Consider the following 19,811-nt stretch of genomic DNA (forward strand, 5'->3'; position numbering starts at 1 on the left):
GGTGGCGTTTGTGTTGATGAGTGTGTTTCTCGATAACTTACATTTTATCAATCACTTACGGCATTCTTGCCCTTTTTTATGCAAAATTCAGGCTAGAGGCTCGGCGGCCGGACCGAGGTCGGGACGATTGGCGGGTGAACACGCGGATTGGACCAGCAGCACGGCGAGGCTGGTCAACGCGGCAGTGCGCCGGAAGCTGGCGGTCGAAGTCAATGTCATGGCAGTACGCATGCGCAGGTGAAAGTGCGCAATGGTAGCGATTTGCCACCGCCTGTTGGTTGTGCTGACAAGACGGGATTTCGCCAAAAACACGTATTGCCCGACCCATCCATGCAGTTGGCAACCAGTTGCTGATCCAGCGCAAGCAGCGCGACACGACTACTGCAACATGAATTCGTTGATGGACGTCTTCATTCTGATTCGGAGCGAAACCCTGATACGCGCAGTTCGTCGCTACCCGCGCGTCGGCAATCGCAGTCCATGAACTATTGCTGGTGGTGATGACGATGTCGCCGTCATGCATATTCCTTGTTGTGTCAAACGTGCCTAGTCGGTCTCAACCAGCGTCTGGTGCACGAATGCCGACAGGATCAGACGATCACTGACCGGCACATCGACGAATTCGAAACCATGCCGGTAGCCCTGTCCGGTTTCTGCCGGGATCACCGCGCGCAGCACGGTTTTCAGGTTCAGGAACGAATCCTGGTCGGCGACATGCAGCTTGAGCTTGATGCGGCCGGCCTCGCCCTTTTCGCCGAGCGGCTCCTTGGCCACCACGGAGGCGCCGCCCATCGACAGGTCGGTGATGGTACCGGCAGCATTGCGTTCGGGCGCACCGAGCAGGATCGCGGCGATCAGGCGCACCCCGACGCGCGAGGTCTGGCGTACGACGGTGCAACGCAGTTGCTTGGGATAGGATAAATGCAGGTACGGATGCGGCGTGTGCACCGATTTCACGGCAGAAGAAATGAAGGCGTAGGCTTTCTTGCCGGAGAAGGCGCGCGCCACGAAGGTCTGTCCCTCGCGAATCAATTCGTATTTGCCATCCACCGTGGGCGCCGTGACAAAGATCGTCTTGCCCTTGACGAAGCCGATCAGCTTGACCGAATAGCGCATGGCCGGCTTGTCCTGCAATTGCAGATAGAGCGTCTCGCCGATATGCCAGCGCACGTCCTCCATGTTGATGGCGATTTCGCTGGCGGCCGTTTCCGGTTTCGGCGGCGCGGTGACTTCCACCAGCCGGTTGACGTTCTGAATCGGCGGCAACGGCTTGGCCGGTGCGTCCCAGCTGGAATCCTGAAAGTACCCGGAGTCGAGCAGACCGGCAGCCTGGGCAGCATTTTCAATCACATAACCGGATGCCAGCAGCAAATTGCCATGCCAGTCATACACCGCGCGCGGCAGCGGCTTTCCCACTACCACTTCGGCCGCGCGCACAGGGATCAGGGAAACAGATTCGGTCATTCACATCTTTCCGGTAACGCCGACAGAGTCATAGCACTGGGTACGAGGGACAAAAGCGCGTCACAAGTATAACGGTATTTCATAGGCAAACCGGCAATCTTCACGCGTTGCACAGGCAATCCATTACACCGTCGCCTGGGCAAAAAAGGCCCGCACCGCGTCCAGCTCGCGGGTCCGCTTGAACGCCGGCAGACTCTGCCAGATGCGCTTGCCATAGGGCTTCGAAATCAGGCGCGGATCGCACAGCATCAGCACGCCGCGATCGGTTTCGTCGCGAATCAAACGACCGGCGCCCTGCTTCAGGTTGATGATCGCTTCCGGCAACTGATGATGCACGAAACCGTTCAGGCCCTTGCGTTCGAGTGCCGCGATGCGGGCCGCCAGCACCGGATCGTCCGGTGGCGAAAATGGCAACTTGTCGATGATCACCAGCGACAGGGCCTCGCCACGCACATCGACGCCTTCCCAGAAACTTTGGCTGCCAATCAGCACCGCATTGCCGGCCGCGCGAAACCGGTCAAGCAACTCGGTGCGCCCGGCTTCGCCTTGCACCATCAACGGAAACGGCAGATTACGCTGCGCGAATTCGAGCCGCAGGCGCTCGGCGGCGCGATTCACCGCGCGAATCGTGGTGCACAATAAAAAGGCGCGTCCGCCCGCCGCTTCAATTACCGGCAGCGCCGCATCCACCACGGCATCGGTGTAGTCCGGCGCACTCGGTTGCGGCAGATTATGGGGCACGTACAGCAAGCCCTGCTGCTCGTAATCGAACGGACTCGGCCACGACCTGGCGACCACATCCCACAGCCCCATTTGCGAATTGTAGTGATTGAAATCGTTCTTCACGGCCAGCGTGGCACTGGTAAAGATCCAGGTGCGCGGCGTGCCTTCGCGCTGCTTGTTGAAGATCGGCGCAATCGACAGCGGGGTCTGATGCAGCTGCAGCGAGGACGAAAAGGCTTCGACCCACAGTACTTTTTCCTGCTCCGCCTGCGGCGCTGCGGCAGCCTGGTCGCGCGCCGTGTTCCAGGCCGCCAGCTGGGTCTGCAAGGTGATCGCCCGCACCCGGCACTGCTCGATGGTCTCGGCCCGCTCGGCCTGCTTTTCGAGCACATCGATGAGCGTCTGCAGCGCCTCCTGCAAAGTCGTCATGGCCGGAAAAAAACTGCTCGACGGCGCGATCTGGCTGACCGCCAATCGCACGGCATCCTGTCCGAACGCCAGCCGCAAGTCGCGCGTGGCCTTCTCCACCGGCGCCACCACCTTGGCCCAGTCGGCGCCGGCGCGCGCGTGCGACAGGCCTTCGGCCAGCACGTCGCGGCATAGCTCAAGGATTTGCGAGGTCGAGACGGTATCGCCAAAAAACAGCGTGGCTGTCTCGGGCAGCTGGTGCGCCTCATCGAAAATGATGGTGTTGGCCGATGGCAGCAGCTCGGCCATGCCGGTTTCCTTCAGGGCGACATCGGCAAAGAACAGGTGATGGTTAACCACCACCACGTCGGCCTGCTGCGCCTCCTTGCGCGCCCGCATGACGAAACAGTCCTGGTAATACTGGCACTCCGAGCCCATGCAGGTGTCACGCGTGGAGGTGACCAGATTCCAGATCATGGCGTTCTCGGGCACCTTCGACAATTCGGCCTTGTCGCCGGTCGTGGTGGTTTTCATGAAGCGCGAAATTTCGCGCAGATTGCCGACGTCGTCGCGCGAGGTCAGGCGGCCGTTCTGCAGCGTGCGTTCCAGATGAAAATGACACAGGTAGTTGGCGCGCCCCTTGAGCAGGGCCACCGACACCGGCGCATTGAGCGCCTTGCGCACGGTCGGGATATCGCGCAGGAACAATTGGTCCTGCAAGTTTTTGGTACCGGTCGAGACGATCACCTTGCCACCCCACAGCAGGGCCGGCACCAGATAGGCAAAGGTCTTGCCGGTGCCGGTGCCGGCTTCGGCGATCAGGGTTTCCTGATTGGCGATGGCATGGCCGATGGCCTTGGCCATCTCGGTTTGCGCCGTCCGTGAACGGAACCCGCGCACGGCATGGCTGAGCGCGCCACCCTCGCCGAACAGGCGATCTACGTCGGCATCGTGGGCGCCGGCAGCGGGGACAACAGGAAGTTCGTCGGTCAAAATGACAATCGGTGAGGTGAAGCGGGAGCGGGAGCAGGCGACAAGGCGCGCATCAGGCCGGGATATCGGGAATCAGCTGCATTCTGAGCAAGGTGATGTGGTCCTTGAGCTGCAGCTTGCGTTTCTTGAGCCGCCGCAATTGCAATTCTTCATGGCGGGTGTCCCGCAACAAGGCGTCAATAACCGCATCCAGATCGCGATGTTCGACTTCCAGTTCAATGATGCGGCGACGCACGTCGTCTGATGGCGGGTTGATCATGGCCAATTGTGTCAGGTACTTACAAAAAAAGTGTGGATTTCGGTTGGGACAAAGTTTTGCTGTGCAATAATCTTTGGCATTGCGTGCAGTTTAATCTACCCCGGTGTATGAGCCAATACAAGATCGAAGCAGGAACAGGACAACATCTCGGTGACCGCCAGGAACAACAGGATCGGGTTGGCCTGTTTGCGGCACCGAAAGCGCCCGGCTACATGATGGCCGTGCTGGCCGACGGCATGGGTGGCCGCACCGGCGGGTCCATGGCGGCGGAACAGGTAGTGCGTACGGCAAAACAGTTGTTCGACGAATTTTCCCCCGCCACCGGCGCCGTCGACGACATGCTGCAGACCATCGCGCGCGAAGCGCACACCATCATCAAGCTCAGTGGCATTACCGCCGAAAAGGAACCACACAGCACCATGGTGGTGCTGGTCCTGTCGCCGGAGGGCACCGCGCACTGGGCACATGTCGGCGACTCGCGGCTATATCGCTTCAACGGGCCGAACTTTGCGGAACGCACGATCGACCATTCCTTTGTCGAGCGCATGGTTGCGCAAGGCAAATTCACACCGGAGCAAGCCAAGAATCACCGGCTCTCAAATATCCTGGTCAACGTCCTCGGCAGCATGCGCGAAGAGCCGTTTGTCACGCTGGGCCGCTACGATGGCCTGCGCGCCGGCGATGCGTTTCTGCTCTGTTCGGACGGACTGTGGCACTACTTTACCGATGAAGAACTCGGGGCGGCGATCGCCATGAACGGTCCGCGCCAGTTATCCGAGATGCTGATCCGCAAGGCGCGCGAACGCGCCGAAGGCACCATGGCCGACAATTGCACCATGGCGATGGTAAAACTGGTGGTGCCACCGCCGGAAGACAAGAGCTACACCGTGCAGAAAATGCGCCGCGCGGTCTGACCTATTTCTTTGCTGCGGCAGCGGCGGCTTCTGCCGCAGCCTGCTCGGCAGCTTCCTTGGCAGCGGCTTCCTTGCGCTCACGTTCTGCCTGCTTGTTCGCCTTGTTCTCGGCAACCTGCTTCTGACGCGCGAGAGCGTCTGCCTTTTTCTTTTCAAATGCCTTGACGTTGGCGGCCCGCAGCGTGTCCTGCGATGACTGCCTGGCCTGCTGGCGCGCCAGATTGGCTTCATGCTCGCGCTGGCGCTGCAACGGATCGATGTTCCCCACGCGTTGTTCAGTGGCGGCCGCTTTGCCGGCGTCGGCTTCGCGTCGCGCTGCCTTGTCGGCGGCGGCCTGCTCACGGCGCAGTGTCTCGTCCAGACGCTGTGGCGCTTCGGCGGTGTCCTGCACCACGCGCTCGGCCAGGGCGCGGTCGCGCGACTCGGCGCGGTCGCGCCGCTTGACGAAATTCGCCTGGACTTCGACCGACCGCACTTCCGCCCGCGCGATACGGCGGCGTTCGGCGGCCTTGTCGGTGCACGCGGTCATGAAGAAGCGGTCGAAGCAGGCCACTTCTTCCTGCTGGTAAGCATCCTGAATGATTTTGCGGCGGGTGGTGGCATCGCGCAACGCAAGGTCGGCCATGTCGACCGTCGTGATTGAGCCGGGTGGATACACCATCGCCAGGCCAATCGGCTTGTCGGAAACGTCAGCCACCGGCTCCGGTTCGAGCAAGGCGCAACCGGCGGTCGCACCAATGGCCGCCAGCAACAGCAGGCGCGGCAGAAAGGTTTTTGGCAAAACGTTCAATATGGTCATCATCAGTGAGAAGGTGTGAAATCGGGGTGGCGCGGACAAGGTCAGGCAACGATGGTGCGCAGCGCCTCCATGTATTCGCGCGATTGCATTTCGATGATACGCGAGACGGTGCGATGAAACTCGTTTGCCAGCATTCCTTCGGTATACAGCTGGTCAGGCGGCACTGCGGCCGACATCAATAATTTGATCTTGTGGTCGTAGAACACATCGATAAGCCAGGTAAAGCGGCGTGCTTCGGAGGACATCGCCGCACCCATCGCCGGCACGCCGGACAGGATCACCGTATGGAACTGGCTGGCGATCTCCAGATAATCGTTTTGCGAACGCGGCCCGCCGCACAGCGTCGCGAAATCGAACCAGATCACCCCACCGGCGCGACGCAGTGCACGGATCTCCCGTGCTTCGATGCGCAAGCGCGGGTCCTCGTCGGCGGTTTCGGCGATGCTGGCGAAGGCCGTGCGCAGGGCATGGTCGGCGGCAGCATTCAATGGCGTGTGATACGCCTCGACCTGCTCCAGCGCGCGTTTGCGATAGTCGTTGCCAGCGTCGACATTCATCACATCGAGGTTGTCCTTGAGCAGCGCGATGGTGGGCAGCATGCGGTCGCGATGCAGGCCGTCGGGGTACAGCGTATCGGGCTGATAGTTCGAGGTCATCACAAACGACGTGCCCAGTTCGAACAGCGCCTTGAGCAGGTTATACAGAATCATCGCATCGGCGATGTCGGAGACGTGGAATTCGTCGAAACAGATCAGCCGGTATTTTTTGGCGATATTGCGTGCGACTTCGTCGAGCGGGTCGGCGACGTTTTTCAGGGAATCGAGCTGGCGGTGCACATCGCGCATGAACTCGTGAAAATGCACGCGCGTCTTGCGCACTACCGGCACCACCGAATAGAAGCTGTCCATCAAGAACGACTTGCCGCGACCTACCCCGCCCCACAGGTACACGCCGCGCGGCACATCCGGCCGGTTGATCAGGCGCTTGAAGGTCGACGAACGGCGCGCCCGGAACCCCACCCACTCATCGTAGCAACGCTGCAAGCGCTCGACTGCCGCGCGTTGCGCCGGGTCAGCCGTGAACCCACGCTGCGACAGCGCGTGTTCGTAAAACTCCATGACCGTCATTGGCTTCAACTTGATGGCGCTTTCCTGAAATAAAAAAAACGGGCGAGATGATCTCGCCCGCTACTGCCCGGTGTTAACCGTTTCTTCCTGCGGGATTACTGCGGATTCATGTTGACCGTCACGCGCGGCGGATAGTCGGCACGTTGTTGGCCCAACGGAAAGCTCATGCCCAGCCCGAGCCCCACATTACCGCTGCCGCCACCCGCACCCAGACCCACACTGGTGCCGCCACCACCACCTCCGGAACGCAGGTAGAACTCCGAAGTGCGATAGCCGGGCTTGTTGCAACTGATGCGCAAATCTCCGCTCGCGCCATTGACCGTGATCGTCGCCGGTGTCGTGACGGTATAACCGTCCGGCCCCAGATTGACGATGCACGTGGCGCCTTCCAGCGCCTGCCCGCCGCTGCGCGTATCAATTTGCAGGGTCTGGTTGCCCGGGCTGGTGGCGCAGGCGGTCAGTAACACAAGTGGTACCAGGAGCAAGCGGCGCATGGCGATTTCCTTAGAAATTCAACGACCGTTTTTCGACTGCCAGTGCGGCTTCCTTGGTGGCTTCCGACAGCGACGGATGGGCGTGACAGATGCGTGCGATGTCTTCCGACGAGGCACGGAATTCCATGGCGACCACGGCTTCGGAAATCAGCTCCGACGCCGACGGACCGACAATGTGCACGCCGAGGATTTCATCGGTTTTTGCGTCAGCCAGAAATTTCACCATGCCGCTGGTGTCGCCCAGCGCGCGCGCCCGGCCATTGGCCATGAACGGAAACGTGCCGGCCTTGTACGCCACGCCGTCGGCCTTGAGCTGCTGCTCGGTCTTGCCGACCCAGGCAATTTCCGGCGACGTGTAAATCACCCACGGCACGGTATTGAAGTTGACATGGCCATGCTGGCCGGCGATGCGCTCAGCTACCGCGACGCCTTCTTCTTCTGCCTTGTGCGCCAGCATCGGCCCACGCACCACATCGCCGACCGCCCAGACATTGGCAACACTGGTCTTGCAGTCGTCGTCGACCGCAATGAAGCCGCGCTCATCCAGCTTCAGGCCGATCGCCTCGCCGTTGAGGCCGATGGTGTTCGGCGACCGGCCAATCGAGACGATCAGCTTGTCGAACACCGCCTTTTGCGCGGTGCCGGCAGCGTCGACGTACTCGACGGTGACTTCTTTCTTGCCGCTCGTAATAACGCCGATCTTCACACCCAGCGTGACCACCAGGCCCTGCTTGGTGAACAGCTTGTGGGCTTCCTTGGCAATCTGCTCATCGACCGCGCCGAGAAAGGTTGGCAAGGCTTCGAGCACCGTGACATCGGCGCCCAGGCGGCGCCAGACACTGCCCATTTCGAGTCCGATCACGCCCGCACCAATCACGCCGAGTCGCTTTGGAACGGCCTCGATGGCCAGCGCGCCGGTATTCGACAGAATCATCTTTTCGTCGAATGGCGTGCCTGGCAAGGGACGCGGATTCGAGCCGGTGGCGATGACGACCTGCTTGGCGATCAGCGATTCTTCGGTCTTGCCGCTGACCTTGATTTCAATCCCGGCGGCGTCGTTTTTGACAAACGCACCACGGCCATGGAAGAAGGTAATCTTGTTTTTCTTGAACAGATACACGATGCCATCGTTGTTTTGCTTGACGACGCCATCCTTGCGCTTTTGCATCTGGTCCAGATTCAGGCTCAGGCCTTTCACATCGATGCCGTGCTCGGCAAACGCGTGACCGGCGTGTTCGAAATGCTCCGAGGATTGCAGCAAGGCTTTCGATGGAATGCATCCGACATTGGTGCAGGTGCCGCCCAGGGCCGGACCACCGACTGCATTCTTCCACTCATCGATACAAGCCACCGCAAAGCCAAGCTGGGCGGCACGAATTGCAGCGATATATCCACCAGGACCGCCACCAATGACGACCACATCAAAATTTTTCGACATTTTTATTCCCTAATTGCCTCGCAAGGCGCCAACGGCTGCAACGCGCGCATTGCGTCGCATTGCAGCCGGAGTTTTTTTACAGATCGAGCAACAGGCGGGCCGGGTCTTCCAGCGCCTCTTTCATTGCCACCAGGCCCAGCACGGCTTCGCGGCCATCGATGATCCGGTGGTCATACGACATGGCCAGATAGTTCATCGGACGAATGACGATCTGACCATTTTCCACCACCGCACGGTCCTTGGTCGCATGCACGCCCAGGATCGCCGATTGCGGCGGGTTGATGATCGGGGTCGACAGCATCGAACCGAAGGTGCCGCCGTTCGAGATCGAGAACGTGCCGCCGGTCAGGTCGTCCAGCGTCAGCTTGCCGTCCTTGGCCTTGGCGCCGAATTCACCGATTTTCTTTTCGATCTCGGCAATCGACAGCTGGTCGGCATCACGCAGCACCGGCACCACCAGCCCGCGTGGCGAGCCAACCGCAATACCGATGTCGAAGTAGCCGTGATAGACGATGTCGTTGCCATCGACCGAGGCATTGATGATCGGGTATTTCTTCAGTGCGGCGACGGCGGCCTTGACGAAGAACGACATGAAGCCGAGCTTGACGCCATGCTCCTTTTCGAACTTGTCCTTGTACTTGTTGCGCAATTCCATGACCGGAGCCATGTTGACTTCGTTGAACGTGGTCAGGATCGCGTTGGTCGACTGCGACTGCACCAGACGCTCGGCGATGCGGGCGCGCAGGCGGCTCATCGGCACACGTTCTTCCGGACGCTGTCCGAGATTCAGGGCGGTGGCGGCATTGACCTGTTGCAGTGCCGGCTTGACGGCGACCGTGGCGGCCGGCGGCGGCGCAACTACCGGTGCGGTCGGTTTTGCCGGGGTCGCTTCCAGCTTGTTGATCACGTCGCCCTTGGTGACACGGCCATCCTTGCCGGTGCCGGTGACCTGGGTCGTGGTCATGTTGTTATCGGCCAGCATCTTGGCAGCGGCCGGCATCGCGACGCCGGCTGAGCCGGTCGATTCGGTCGCCGTCGCCACTGGTGGCGGCGCTGAAGGTTGCGGCACCGGCAGTGCGGACACTTCCATCGGGCTGACTTTGGCCAGGCCTTCGGTATCGATGATGGCGATGATTTCGCCAGCAACGACGGTCGCCCCGTTCGGCTTCATCAATTGGGTAATCGTGCCGCCCTCGGGTGCGGGCAATTCAAGCACCACTTTATCGGTTTCGATGTCGATCAGATTTTCGTCGCGGGTGACGCTGTCACCGACTTTTTTATGCCATTGCAACAAGGTCGCTTCAGCGACGGATTCCGACAGCTGTGGGACTTTGACTTCAAGAATTGCCATGTAAGTCTCCGTTTCGGTTTGCTCTGGCGCCACCCCGGATTCCGGGATGGCGTCGCTTCAATTATTTGGTAAGGGCAAAGCCCTTGAGTTTGGAAAATGCGACGTCGATCAACGCCTTTTGCTGGGCGTAATGCTTGTCGTAGTAACCGACGGCAGGCGATGCCGAGGCGGGACGACCTGCATACGCAAGCTTTTGGCCATCTTCCAGATTCTCGAAGATGTTGTGCTGAATCTGAAACCACGGTCCCTGATTCTGCGGCTCGTCCTGCGTCCAGACCAGTTCGGTGAAGTTCGGAAACTTCTTGAGTTCGGTCGCCAGCGCCTTGTGCGGGAACGGATACAGCTGCTCGATGCGGACGATCGCGGTATCGGTCTGGCCACGTTCCTTGCGGGCGTTGACCAGATCGTAGTAGACCTTGCCGGAGCAGGCCACCACGCGCTTGACCTTCTTCGGATCGATCTTGTCATCGACTTCGCCGATGACGGTCTGGAAGCTGCCCTTGGCCAGATCGGTCAGCGGCGAACCGGCATCCTTGTTACGCAGCAGCGACTTCGGCGTCATGATCACCAGCGGCTTGCGGAACAGGCGGATCATCTGCCGCCGCAGCAGATGGAAAATCTGCGCTGCGGTGGTGGGCTGCACGACTTGCATGTTGTTGTCGGCGCACAGTTGCAGGAAACGCTCGGGGCGTGCCGAGGAATGCTCCGGTCCCTGCCCTTCATAGCCGTGCGGCAGCATCATCACCAGGCCCGATGCGCGACCCCATTTGACTTCGCCGGAGCTGATGAACTGGTCGATGACGACTTGCGCGCCGTTGGCGAAATCGCCGAACTGGGCTTCCCAGATCGTCAGCGTGTTCGGCTCGGCGGTCGAGTAGCCATATTCGAAAGCGAGCACGGCTTCTTCCGACAGCACCGAGTCGATCACCGTGAACGGCGCCTGCTGATCCGAGACGTTTTGCAGCGGAATGTAGCTGCCGGCATCCCAGCGTTCGCGGTTCTGATCATGCAGCACGGCGTGGCGATGCACAAAGGTGCCGCGACCGGCGTCCTGCCCGGTCAGGCGCACCGCATAACCGGATGCCACCAGCGTGGCGTAGGCCAGATGTTCGCCCATGCCCCAGTCCAGATTCAGTTCGCCGCGGCCCATGGTGGCGCGATCGCCCAGCACTTTTTCCACCAGCGAATGGACCTTGAAGTTTTCCGGCACCGTGGTCACGCGGGCGGCCAGGCGCTTCAATTCGGCCATTGGCACGGCGGTGTCGGCAGCATCGGTCCACTTGCGATTCAGGAACGGCATCCAGTCGACCGCATACTTGCTCTTGAAGTTCGAGATCACCGGATCGACCGTGTGGCGGCCGGCATCCATCGCATCGCGGAACGCCTTGACCATCTCGTCGCCGCCTTCTGGCGGAATCGCGCCCTGCGCGACCAGCTTGTCGGCATACAGCTTGCGGGTGCCCGGATGCTGGCCGATCTTCTTGTACATCAGCGGTTGCGTCAGCGCTGGCGTGTCCTGCTCGTTGTGACCCAGTTTGCGGTAGCAAATGATGTCGACCACGATGTCCTTCTTGAACTCGACACGGTAGTCCATCGCGATCTGCGTGGCGAACACGACGGCTTCCGGATCATCGCCGTTGACGTGCAGCACCGGCGCTTCGATCATCTTGACCACATCCGAGCAGTACAGCGTCGAGCGTGAATCGCGCGGATCGGACGTGGTGAAACCGATCTGGTTGTTGATCACGATATGCATCGTGCCGCCGGTGCCGTAGCCGCGGGTTTGCGCCAGATTCAGCGTTTCCATGACCACGCCCTGGCCGGCAAAGGCGGCATCGCCATGCACCAGGATCGGCAACACTTGCGAGCCATCCTTGTCGCCGCGACGATCCATGCGCGCCTTGACCGAACCCTCGACCACCGGGTTGACGATTTCCAGATGCGACGGGTTGAACGCCAGCGACAGATGCACCGGACCGCCCGGCGTGGTGATGTCGCTGGAGAAGCCCTGGTGATACTTGACGTCGCCGGCCGGCAGATCGTCGGCATGCTTGCCTTCGAATTCCGAGAACAGTTCCTGCGGCGTCTTGCCGAGGATGTTGACCAGCACGTTCAAGCGGCCGCGATGGGCCATGCCGATGACGATTTCCTGCACGCCTTTTTCACCGGCGCGCTGGATGGTTTCGTCGAGCGAGGCGATGAAGCTCTCGCTGCCTTCGAGCGAGAAGCGTTTCTGGCCGACATAGCGGGTGTGCAGATACCGCTCCAGCCCTTCGGCCGCGGTCAGGCGGTCGAGAATGTCTTTCTTTTTCTCCAGCGAAAAGCTGGGTGACGCGCGGGTGGATTCGAGGCGCTCCTGCATCCAGCGCTTTTCGCCCGGATCGCTGATGTACATGAACTCGGCGCCGATATTGCGGCAATAGGTGTCGCGCAAGGCGTTGAGAATGTCACGCAGGGTGGCGGTTTCGCCGCCGAAATAGGTGTTGCTGATGTTGAACACGATGTCCATGTCGGCATCGGTGAAGCCATAGAAGCTCGGCTCCAGTTCGGGAATGCTCGGACGCTCCTGGCGCTGCAGCGGATCAAGGTTGGCCCAGTGGCTGCCAAGGAAGCGATAGCCGGCGATCAGCTGGGTGACGGCGACGCGCTTGCGGCCCATTTCGGCGTCGGCCGAGGCAACCACCGTGCGGATCGGACCCTGCTTGGCGCGCTCGGCAAACGAGGCGACCACAGGAGCATGCGCGACGTCAGGCTTGTCCGAGCCATCGACGGCGGGAACGTGCTGCATTGCGTCAAAATAGGTACGCCAGTTATCGGGGACGGAGCCTGGATTGTCGAGATAGGACTCGTACAGGTCTTCGATGTACGGGGCATTGCCACCGAACAGATAGGAGTTGGATCGATACTGCTGCATCATCTTGCTCACCTTTCTTCGCGTTTCGCGAGATTAGCGGGTTCATTTAACCTTCCGCGACACGGCCTGACCGGTTAGCGGATTGCACATCAAGTTGTGGGGAAGGGCTGGGAATTCGGTCAATCAATTCGGTAGGACGCTTCTTTAAAACTTTGCTGCCGAGAGAATAGCATAGCTGGCGACCGATGCCGAAAGCCTTTGCATCCCGACATTGGCCCGGATGCCCCGCCCTGCGCAACGCCATGCGCTGTATTTCCCATATCGTGTCACACTGCCACGATACAAGTCTCGCGAGAATCCGCATGAAAAAAAGTGTCGTTGCGTTGCTCATCCTGGTTGCCGGCTCGATCGCCCAGGCCGCCGCCGCCGAAGGCATCGACTGGTTCAGCGGCGACGTCGATGCCGCCTTCGCCGCGGCGAAAAAGGAAGACAAGCCGCTCTTCCTGTACTGGGGTGCGGCCTGGTGCCCGCCCTGCAATCAGGTCAAGGCGACCATTTTCAATCGCCAGGATTTCATTGCTCGCTCGCGCTTTTTCGTGCCGGTGCATATCGATGGCGACAGCCCGGGCGCGCAGAAACTGGGGGCGCGCTTCAAGGTGCGCGGCTATCCGACCACGATCCTGTTTCGCCCGGACGGCACTGAAATCACCCGGTTGCCCGGCGAAGTCGACAGTAGCCGCTATCTGCGCGTGCTGGCGCTGGGGATGAACGCCACCCATCCGGTGCGGGCAACGCTGGCCAACGCCTTGGGCGACAAGCCGACGGTGGACGCCAACGGCTGGCGCCTGCTGAGTTTTTATGCGTGGGACACGGACGAGCAGCAGCTGGTGCAACAGTCGCAACGGGTCACTACGCTGCAACGGCTGGCCAGGGCCGCGCCGCCGGGCGAAGCGGCCACCCGCTTGCAATTGCTGGCGCTGGTCGCCGCAGCCAATGAACGCCCGCAGGATCGCCCCGGCACCGACAATGTACGCGCCAGCACGACCTTGATGCAGGTGTTTGGACGCCAGGATCAGGCCCGCAGCAATGCCGATGTACTGACCAATTTTTCCGCCAGGCTGGTTGCCGCAAATTCGGCCCCGGCTTCACCTGCACGCCGCCAACTGCTGCGCGCAGGCGATGCGGCATTGGCGCGGCTGGCGCGCGATCGCAGCCTGTCGACCACCGACCAGCTGATGGCGCGCGACGCCCAGTTGCAACTGGGCGCACTGCCGGGTGTGTCGAGCAGGCCGGCGGCGGCGCTGGTGCATGCCGCGCAGGCCCAGGTGGCCGCCGCCGATCGCGCCACCACGGACGTGTATGAACGGCAATCGGTCATCAGCGCCGCCGCCGACGTACTGACCGACGCCGGCTTGCTCGATGAATCGGACCGCCTGCTCAACGCCGAGTTATCGCGCTCGCATTCGCCGTATTACTTCATGCTGGGGCTGGCGGCCAATGCCAGGAAGCGCGGCGACAATCCGACCGCATTGAAATGGTATCAACAGGCGTGGGAACAGGCCACCGGCCCGGCCACTCGTCTGCAGTGGGGCACGACCTACCTGACTAACCTGATCGAATTGAGTCCGGCCGACGAAGCCCGCATCGAGAAGACTGCGCGCGCCGTGTTCGACGAACTGGCGCAAACGCCCGACGCGTTTTACGAACGCAACCGCATCCGGCTGGAAGGCCTGGGCCACAAATTGACTGACTGGAAAGCAGCCAGGCACGAAGCCGCGTTCGCACGGGTGGCCGCGCAACTCAATGGCATCTGCGGCAAGTTACCGACGGCAGATGCGCAACGGTCCACCTGCCTCGGAATTCTTGCGCCGGCCTGATCGCCGGACCCGGGCAATGCAATGCCAATAAAAAAACCCCGCAACGACTGGCGTTGCGGGGCTGTGCATTGCTGCAAAAAACGTCGCCGGAGGGTTTAGCCCCGTTTGGCAACAGGCACGACGTCGCGCTGTGTGTGACCCACAAACAGCTGACGCGGACGGCCAATCTTTTGCTCCGGATCGGAGATCATTTCGTTCCATTGCGCGATCCAGCCAACGGTGCGCGCCATGGCGAAGATCCCGGTGAACAGCGAGACCGGAATGCCCAGTGCCGACTGCACGATGCCCGAATAGAAATCCACGTTCGGATACAGCTTGCGCGAGACGAAGTACTCGTCTTCGAGGGCGATTTTTTCCAGCGCCATGGCGAGCTTGAACAGCGGATCGTCTTGCAGACCCAACTCTTCCAGCACTTCGTAGCAGGTTTCGCGCATGAGCTTGGCGCGCGGATCGAAGTTCTTGTAGACGCGGTGACCGAAGCCCATCAGCTTGACGCCGGAGTTCTTGTCCTTGACCTTGGCGATGAACTCGGGAATCTTGTCGACGCTGCCGATTTCCTTGAGCATGTTCAGTGCCGCTTCGTTGGCGCCGCCGTGTGCCGGACCCCACAGGCAGGCGATACCGGCCGCGATACAGGCAAACGGATTGGCGCCGCTGGAGCCGGCCAGACGCACCGTCGAGGTCGAGGCATTTTGTTCGTGATCGGCATGCAGGATCAGGATGCGATCCAGCGCGCGCACCAGCACGTCGTTGACCTTGTACTCTTCGCACGGATTGGAAAACATCATGTGCATGAAATTGGCGCTGTACGACAGGTCATTGCGCGGATACACGAAGGGTTGGCCGACGTTGTACTTGTACGCCATCGCCACCAGCGTTGGCAGCTTGGCGATGAGGCGAATGGCCGACACTTCGCGGTGATGCGGATCGGTGATGTCGAGCGAGTCATGGTAGAACGACGACAGCGCGCCGACGGTGCCAACCAGCACGGCCATCGGATGGGCGTCGCGACGGAAACCACGGAAGAAATATTGCATCTGGTCGTGCACCATGGTGTGCTTGGTGACCGTGTCGACAAAGGTCTGGCGCTCCGTAGCCGACGGCAGCTCGCCGTTGAGCAGCAGATAGCAGGTTTCCAGGAAGTCGCAATTGACCGCCAGTTGTTCAATCGGGTAACCGCGATATTGCAGCTCGCCCTTGTCGCCGTCGATGTACGTGATGGCCGAATTGCAGGCAGCGGTCGACATGAAGCCGGGATCGTAGGTGAACTTGCCGGTGGCGGCATAGAGCTTGCGGATGTCGATGACATCCGGGCCAACCGTACCTTTGTAGATCGGCATGTCGAGCGAAGGACTGCCATCGGAAAATGACAGTGTGGCGGTGCTATCAGCAATTTGGGACATGGCTGTTCCTTCTCTTGGGCGATGAATCAATGGGGAAAATTATCGTTCTTAAAACTGCAATCAGGCACGTCGCAGGCGCGCCAACAGTGCATGCACCTGCGGCAAATCATCCGCGCCTTCCGGTTCCTTGCGGGCCAGCATCAGATCCATCAAGGCGATGTCCGACAGATCCAGCAGTCGGGTCAGCGCGTCGACTTCGTCATCCGTCAGGCTCCCTTCGCTGGCATCCAGAAAGCGCGTCAGGATCAAATCATTTTCAAGCAATCCGCGCCGGGCACGCCATCGCAGGCGGGCACGGTTGGCGGGGTCGGACTGGTGCGTGCTGGTCATGGCGGTCAGAGATGGCCCGCTCACACTGCGCGACGCACCATCAGTTCCTTGATCTTGCCGATTGCCTTGTTCGGGTTCAAGCCCTTTGGACAAACATCGACGCAATTCATGATCGAGTGGCAGCGGAACAGACGATACGGGTCTTCCAGATTGTCGAGACGCTCGGCGGTGGCTTCATCGCGACTGTCGGCGATGAAACGGTAAGCCTGCAACAAACCGGCGGGGCCGACGAACTTGTCCGGATTCCACCAGAACGACGGGCATGACGTCGAACAGCACGCGCACAGGATGCACTCGTACAAGCCATCGAGTTCTTCACGTTCCGTCGGTGACTGCAGCCGCTCTTTTTCCGGCGGGATGGTCGTGTTGATCAGGAACGGCTTGATCGAGTTGTACTGCTTGAAGAACTGCGTCATGTCGACGATCAGGTCGCGGATCACCGGCAAGCCTGGCAGTGGACGCAGCCGGATCGGCTGGGTCAGCTCGTTGAGGTTGGTGGTGCAGGCCAGTCCATTCTTGCCATTGATGTTCATGGCATCGGAGCCGCAGACACCCTCACGGCAGGAACGGCGCAACGCCAGCGAGTCGTCCACATCGGCCTTGATGCGTTGCAACGCATCGAGCAGCATCTTGTCGGTGTCCAGCAGTTCGACTGACAGTTCCTGCATGTACGGCTTGGCATCCTTGTCCGGATCGTAGCGGTAGATTTCAAATTTCAGCGTGCGTGGCATGGTTTCCCTTTTCGGACCCGACGATTTTGCAACTGTCGGCGCCCAAGATTGTTTTTGATCAGAACGTCCGTGCTTTTGGAATGAACGTGTCGACGGTCAATGGCTTGGTGATCACTGGCTTGTAATCCAGACGGTTGCCTTCGGAGAACCACAACGTGTGCTTCATCCAGTTTTCATCGTCGCGCTTGTCGTGATCGCTTTGCGCATGCGCGCCGCGGGACTCCTTGCGGGCGTTGGCCGACGTAATCGTTGCCTTGGCGGTTTCGATCAGGTTGTCCAGTTCGAGCGCTTCGACGCGGGCCGTGTTGAACACCTTCGACTTGTCCTTGAACGACACATGCTTGCGCCGTTCGTCGAGTTCCATGATCGCGTTGAAACCACTTTGCAGCAGCTCATCGGTACGGAACACGCCGCAGTAGCGCTGCATCGTGGCGCGGATGTCGTTGGCGACGGTCTGCACCTTTTCGCTGCCAGTCGAGGTTTCCAGCTTGTTCAGACGACCCATCGCGTAATCCGAGGCATCGGCCGGCAGCGGCTTGTTGCTGCGCGCCTTGAGATTACTCGCGACCACATGATTGCCGGCGGCACGACCGAACACCAGCAGATCGAGCAGCGAATTGGTGCCGAGGCGATTGGCCCCGTGCACCGACACGCAGGCGCATTCGCCGATCGCGTACAAACCATTGACGACGCTGTTCGGATTGCCATCTTTCGGCGCCACGACCTGACCATGGATGTTGGTCGGGATGCCGCCCATCTGATAGTGAATCGTCGGCACCACCGGGATCGGTTCCTTGGTGGCATCGACGTTGGCGAACTTGTGGCCGATTTCGAGAATCGACGGCAAGCGCTTCTGGATGGTTTCGGCGCCGATGTGACGCAGGTCAAGCAGCACGTAATCCTTGTTCGGACCACAGCCACGGCCTTCCTTGATTTCCTGGTCCATCGAACGTGACACGAAATCGCGTGGCGCCAGATCCTTGAGCGTCGGCGCATAGCGTTCCATGAAGCGTTCGCCATTGCTGTTGACCAGAATCCCGCCCTCGCCGCGCACACCCTCGGTGATCAGCACGCCCGCGCCGGCCACGCCGGTCGGGTGGAACTGCCAGAATTCCATGTCTTCAAGGGGCAAGCCGGCGCGTGCCGCCATGCCCATGCCGTCGCCGGTGTTGATGAAGGCGTTGGTCGATGCAGCCCAGATGCGCCCGGCGCCGCCGGTGGCCATGATGGTGGTCTTGGCTTCCAGGATCATGCATTCGCCGGTTTCCATTTCCAGCGCAACCACGCCGATGACATCGCCTTCGGCATCGCGGATCAGGTCCAGCGCCATCCACTCGACAAAGAAGTGGGTCCGGGCCCGCACGTTGCGCTGATACAGCGTGTGCAACATGGCGTGGCCGGTACGGTCGGCCGCGGCGCAAGCACGCTGCACCGGCTTCTCGCCAAAGTTGGCAGTGTGGCCGCCGAACGGACGCTGATAAATCGTGCCATCCGGATTGCGGTCAAACGGCATGCCGAAGTGTTCGAGTTCGTAGACCACTTTCGGCGCTTCGCGACACATGAATTCGATGGCGTCCTGGTCACCCAGATAATCGCCGCCCTTGACCGTGTCGAACATGTGCCAGTACCAGCTGTCCTCGGACATGTTGCCCAGCGAGGCGCCAATGCCGCCTTGCGCTGCCACTGTGTGCGAACGGGTCGGGAAAACTTTTGACAGGACCGCGACGTTCAGTCCGGCTTCCGCCAGCTGCAGCGAAGCACGCATGCCTGACCCGCCTGCACCGATAATCACTGCATCGAAGCGGCGTGAAGGAATGGTGGATTTAATTGCTGACAATTTATGCTCTCCAGATAATTTGTGCCGCCCATCCGGCACAAGCGATCAGCCACAGGATAGTGGCGACTTGCAAGGTAATGCGAACGGCGACTGATTTGACGTAATCCATCCAGATGTCGCGCATGCCGACCCAGGCGTGATAGAACAATGCGACAAAGGTGACGAAGGTGGCGATCTTGAACCACTGCTGCGCAAACAGGCCGGCCCAGCCGACGTAACTGAAATCACTGGCCGCCAGAAAACTGACCAGCAGAATGACGGTGTAAAGCGCCATGACAACCGCAGTGATGCGTTGCGCCAGCCAGTCCTTGAGACCGTAATGGGCGCCAACGACGAGGCGTTTCGGACCGATGTTGTTATTGATGGCCATTTAGAACGCTCCCAGCAGTTTCAAGGCAATTGCTGCGGCCAGCACCAGGCTGGTCACCAGGACCACGACCGACGACTGCCGTGCCGAGTCCTTGTCGATGCCAATGTGGTTGTCCATGATCAGGTGCCGGATGCCGGCGCAAAAGTGATGCAGAAAGGCCCAGGACAGCGCCAGAATGACCAGCTTGGCAAACCAGCCTGACGTAAAGCCCTTGAGGTAGGCGAAGGTATCTTCGGAAACCAGGCTTTGCTGCAGCATGTAAAGCACAAAAGGCAGTAACGCAAACATCAGAAGACCGCTGATACGGTGCAGAATCGAGATGACTCCGGCTAGTGGCAATCGATAATTGGCCAGATCCGTGACATGGATATTTCGAAACTCCGGCTTGTTTTTCTTCGCTGCTTCAGACATGCAAACACCTCCCCAACTTGATAATCCC

The 19,811-nt window shown here is 60.4% G+C and carries 18 protein-coding genes; 2 read left to right on the plus strand and 16 right to left on the minus strand.

Translation table 11 applies throughout. From position 1 onward, the window contains the following. Window positions 1–87: 87 nt before the first annotated feature. The 4 genes from RCH09_RS16390 to RCH09_RS16405 all read right to left on the minus strand — a co-directional run bounded on the left by RCH09_RS16390 (window position 88) and on the right by RCH09_RS16405 (window position 3,847). Window positions 88–219, minus strand: a complete 132-nt coding sequence (locus tag RCH09_RS16390) for a hypothetical protein (protein ID WP_326942208.1) — start codon at window positions 217–219, stop codon at window positions 88–90. A 327-nt stretch (window positions 220–546) separates the two neighbouring features. Further along, complete coding sequence (locus RCH09_RS16395) at window positions 547–1,464, minus strand: flagellar brake protein (RefSeq protein WP_326942209.1); 918 nt, start codon at window positions 1,462–1,464, stop codon at window positions 547–549. A gap of 123 nt (window positions 1,465–1,587) precedes the next feature. Further along, on the minus strand, window positions 1,588–3,588 hold the full coding sequence (locus tag RCH09_RS16400; RefSeq protein WP_326942210.1) for an ATP-dependent DNA helicase: 2,001 nt from the start codon (window positions 3,586–3,588) through the stop codon (window positions 1,588–1,590). A gap of 52 nt (window positions 3,589–3,640) precedes the next feature. Further along, window positions 3,641–3,847, minus strand: coding sequence for a YdcH family protein (locus RCH09_RS16405; protein ID WP_326942211.1), 207 nt, complete (start codon window positions 3,845–3,847; stop codon window positions 3,641–3,643). 107 nt (window positions 3,848–3,954) lie between these two features. On the opposite strand from RCH09_RS16405, the gene RCH09_RS16410 reads away from it, so the two are divergent. Beyond that, window positions 3,955–4,761: a PP2C family protein-serine/threonine phosphatase gene (locus RCH09_RS16410; protein WP_326942212.1), complete on the plus strand. Its 807-nt coding sequence runs from the start codon at window positions 3,955–3,957 to the stop codon at window positions 4,759–4,761. A gap of 1 nt (window position 4,762) precedes the next feature. Here the strand turns inward: RCH09_RS16410 and RCH09_RS16415 are convergent, their stop codons facing one another. From RCH09_RS16415 to RCH09_RS16440, 6 genes are all read right to left on the minus strand, one after another. Then, a complete protein-coding gene (locus tag RCH09_RS16415; RefSeq protein WP_326942213.1) occupies window positions 4,763–5,563 on the minus strand; it encodes a hypothetical protein in 801 nt (266 codons plus the stop codon). Between the two features lie 38 nt (window positions 5,564–5,601). Next, window positions 5,602–6,687: a cell division protein ZapE gene (gene zapE / locus RCH09_RS16420; protein ID WP_326942214.1), complete on the minus strand. Its 1,086-nt coding sequence runs from the start codon at window positions 6,685–6,687 to the stop codon at window positions 5,602–5,604. Window positions 6,688–6,782: 95 nt separating this feature from the next. Further along, window positions 6,783–7,181, minus strand: coding sequence for a hypothetical protein (locus RCH09_RS16425; RefSeq protein WP_326942215.1), 399 nt, complete (start codon window positions 7,179–7,181; stop codon window positions 6,783–6,785). A gap of 10 nt (window positions 7,182–7,191) precedes the next feature. After that, a complete protein-coding gene (gene lpdA / locus RCH09_RS16430; protein ID WP_326942216.1) occupies window positions 7,192–8,619 on the minus strand; it encodes a dihydrolipoyl dehydrogenase in 1,428 nt (475 codons plus the stop codon). 76 nt (window positions 8,620–8,695) lie between these two features. Continuing rightward, window positions 8,696–9,970 (minus strand): 2-oxoglutarate dehydrogenase complex dihydrolipoyllysine-residue succinyltransferase, encoded by a 1,275-nt coding sequence (odhB, locus tag RCH09_RS16435; RefSeq protein WP_326942217.1) that lies wholly within the window; start codon window positions 9,968–9,970, stop codon window positions 8,696–8,698. A 61-nt stretch (window positions 9,971–10,031) separates the two neighbouring features. Beyond that, window positions 10,032–12,887: a 2-oxoglutarate dehydrogenase E1 component gene (locus RCH09_RS16440; RefSeq protein ID WP_326942246.1), complete on the minus strand. Its 2,856-nt coding sequence runs from the start codon at window positions 12,885–12,887 to the stop codon at window positions 10,032–10,034. A gap of 299 nt (window positions 12,888–13,186) precedes the next feature. Between RCH09_RS16440 and RCH09_RS16445 the strand changes: the two genes are divergently transcribed. Beyond that, window positions 13,187–14,701 (plus strand): thioredoxin family protein, encoded by a 1,515-nt coding sequence (locus tag RCH09_RS16445; RefSeq protein ID WP_326942218.1) that lies wholly within the window; start codon window positions 13,187–13,189, stop codon window positions 14,699–14,701. 95 nt (window positions 14,702–14,796) lie between these two features. Here RCH09_RS16445 and gltA read toward each other — a convergent pair whose 3' ends face one another. From gltA to sdhC, 6 genes are read right to left on the minus strand one after another with little or no spacing between them, the layout of a single operon-like run. Next, window positions 14,797–16,104, minus strand: a complete 1,308-nt coding sequence (gene gltA, locus RCH09_RS16450; RefSeq protein ID WP_326942219.1) for a citrate synthase — start codon at window positions 16,102–16,104, stop codon at window positions 14,797–14,799. Between the two features lie 60 nt (window positions 16,105–16,164). Continuing rightward, window positions 16,165–16,434 carry an FAD assembly factor SdhE gene (locus RCH09_RS16455; RefSeq protein WP_326942220.1) on the minus strand — a complete coding sequence of 90 codons (270 nt, stop codon included), beginning with the start codon at window positions 16,432–16,434 and terminating at the stop codon, window positions 16,165–16,167. Between the two features lie 20 nt (window positions 16,435–16,454). Further along, window positions 16,455–17,165, minus strand: coding sequence for a succinate dehydrogenase iron-sulfur subunit (locus RCH09_RS16460; RefSeq protein ID WP_326942221.1), 711 nt, complete (start codon window positions 17,163–17,165; stop codon window positions 16,455–16,457). Window positions 17,166–17,223: 58 nt separating this feature from the next. Continuing rightward, the gene (gene sdhA, locus RCH09_RS16465; RefSeq protein ID WP_326942222.1) at window positions 17,224–19,002 is read right to left on the minus strand and encodes a succinate dehydrogenase flavoprotein subunit; all 1,779 of its coding nucleotides are present in this window, start codon (window positions 19,000–19,002) and stop codon (window positions 17,224–17,226) included. A gap of 1 nt (window position 19,003) precedes the next feature. After that, a complete protein-coding gene (sdhD, locus tag RCH09_RS16470) occupies window positions 19,004–19,372 on the minus strand; it encodes a succinate dehydrogenase, hydrophobic membrane anchor protein (protein WP_326942223.1) in 369 nt (122 codons plus the stop codon). Further along, window positions 19,373–19,783, minus strand: a complete 411-nt coding sequence (gene sdhC, locus RCH09_RS16475) for a succinate dehydrogenase, cytochrome b556 subunit (protein WP_326942224.1) — start codon at window positions 19,781–19,783, stop codon at window positions 19,373–19,375. Window positions 19,784–19,811: the final 28 nt, after the last annotated feature.

It is taken from the genome of Actimicrobium sp. GrIS 1.19, assembly GCF_035984655.1.
Lineage (GTDB): Bacteria > Pseudomonadota > Gammaproteobacteria > Burkholderiales > Burkholderiaceae_D > Actimicrobium.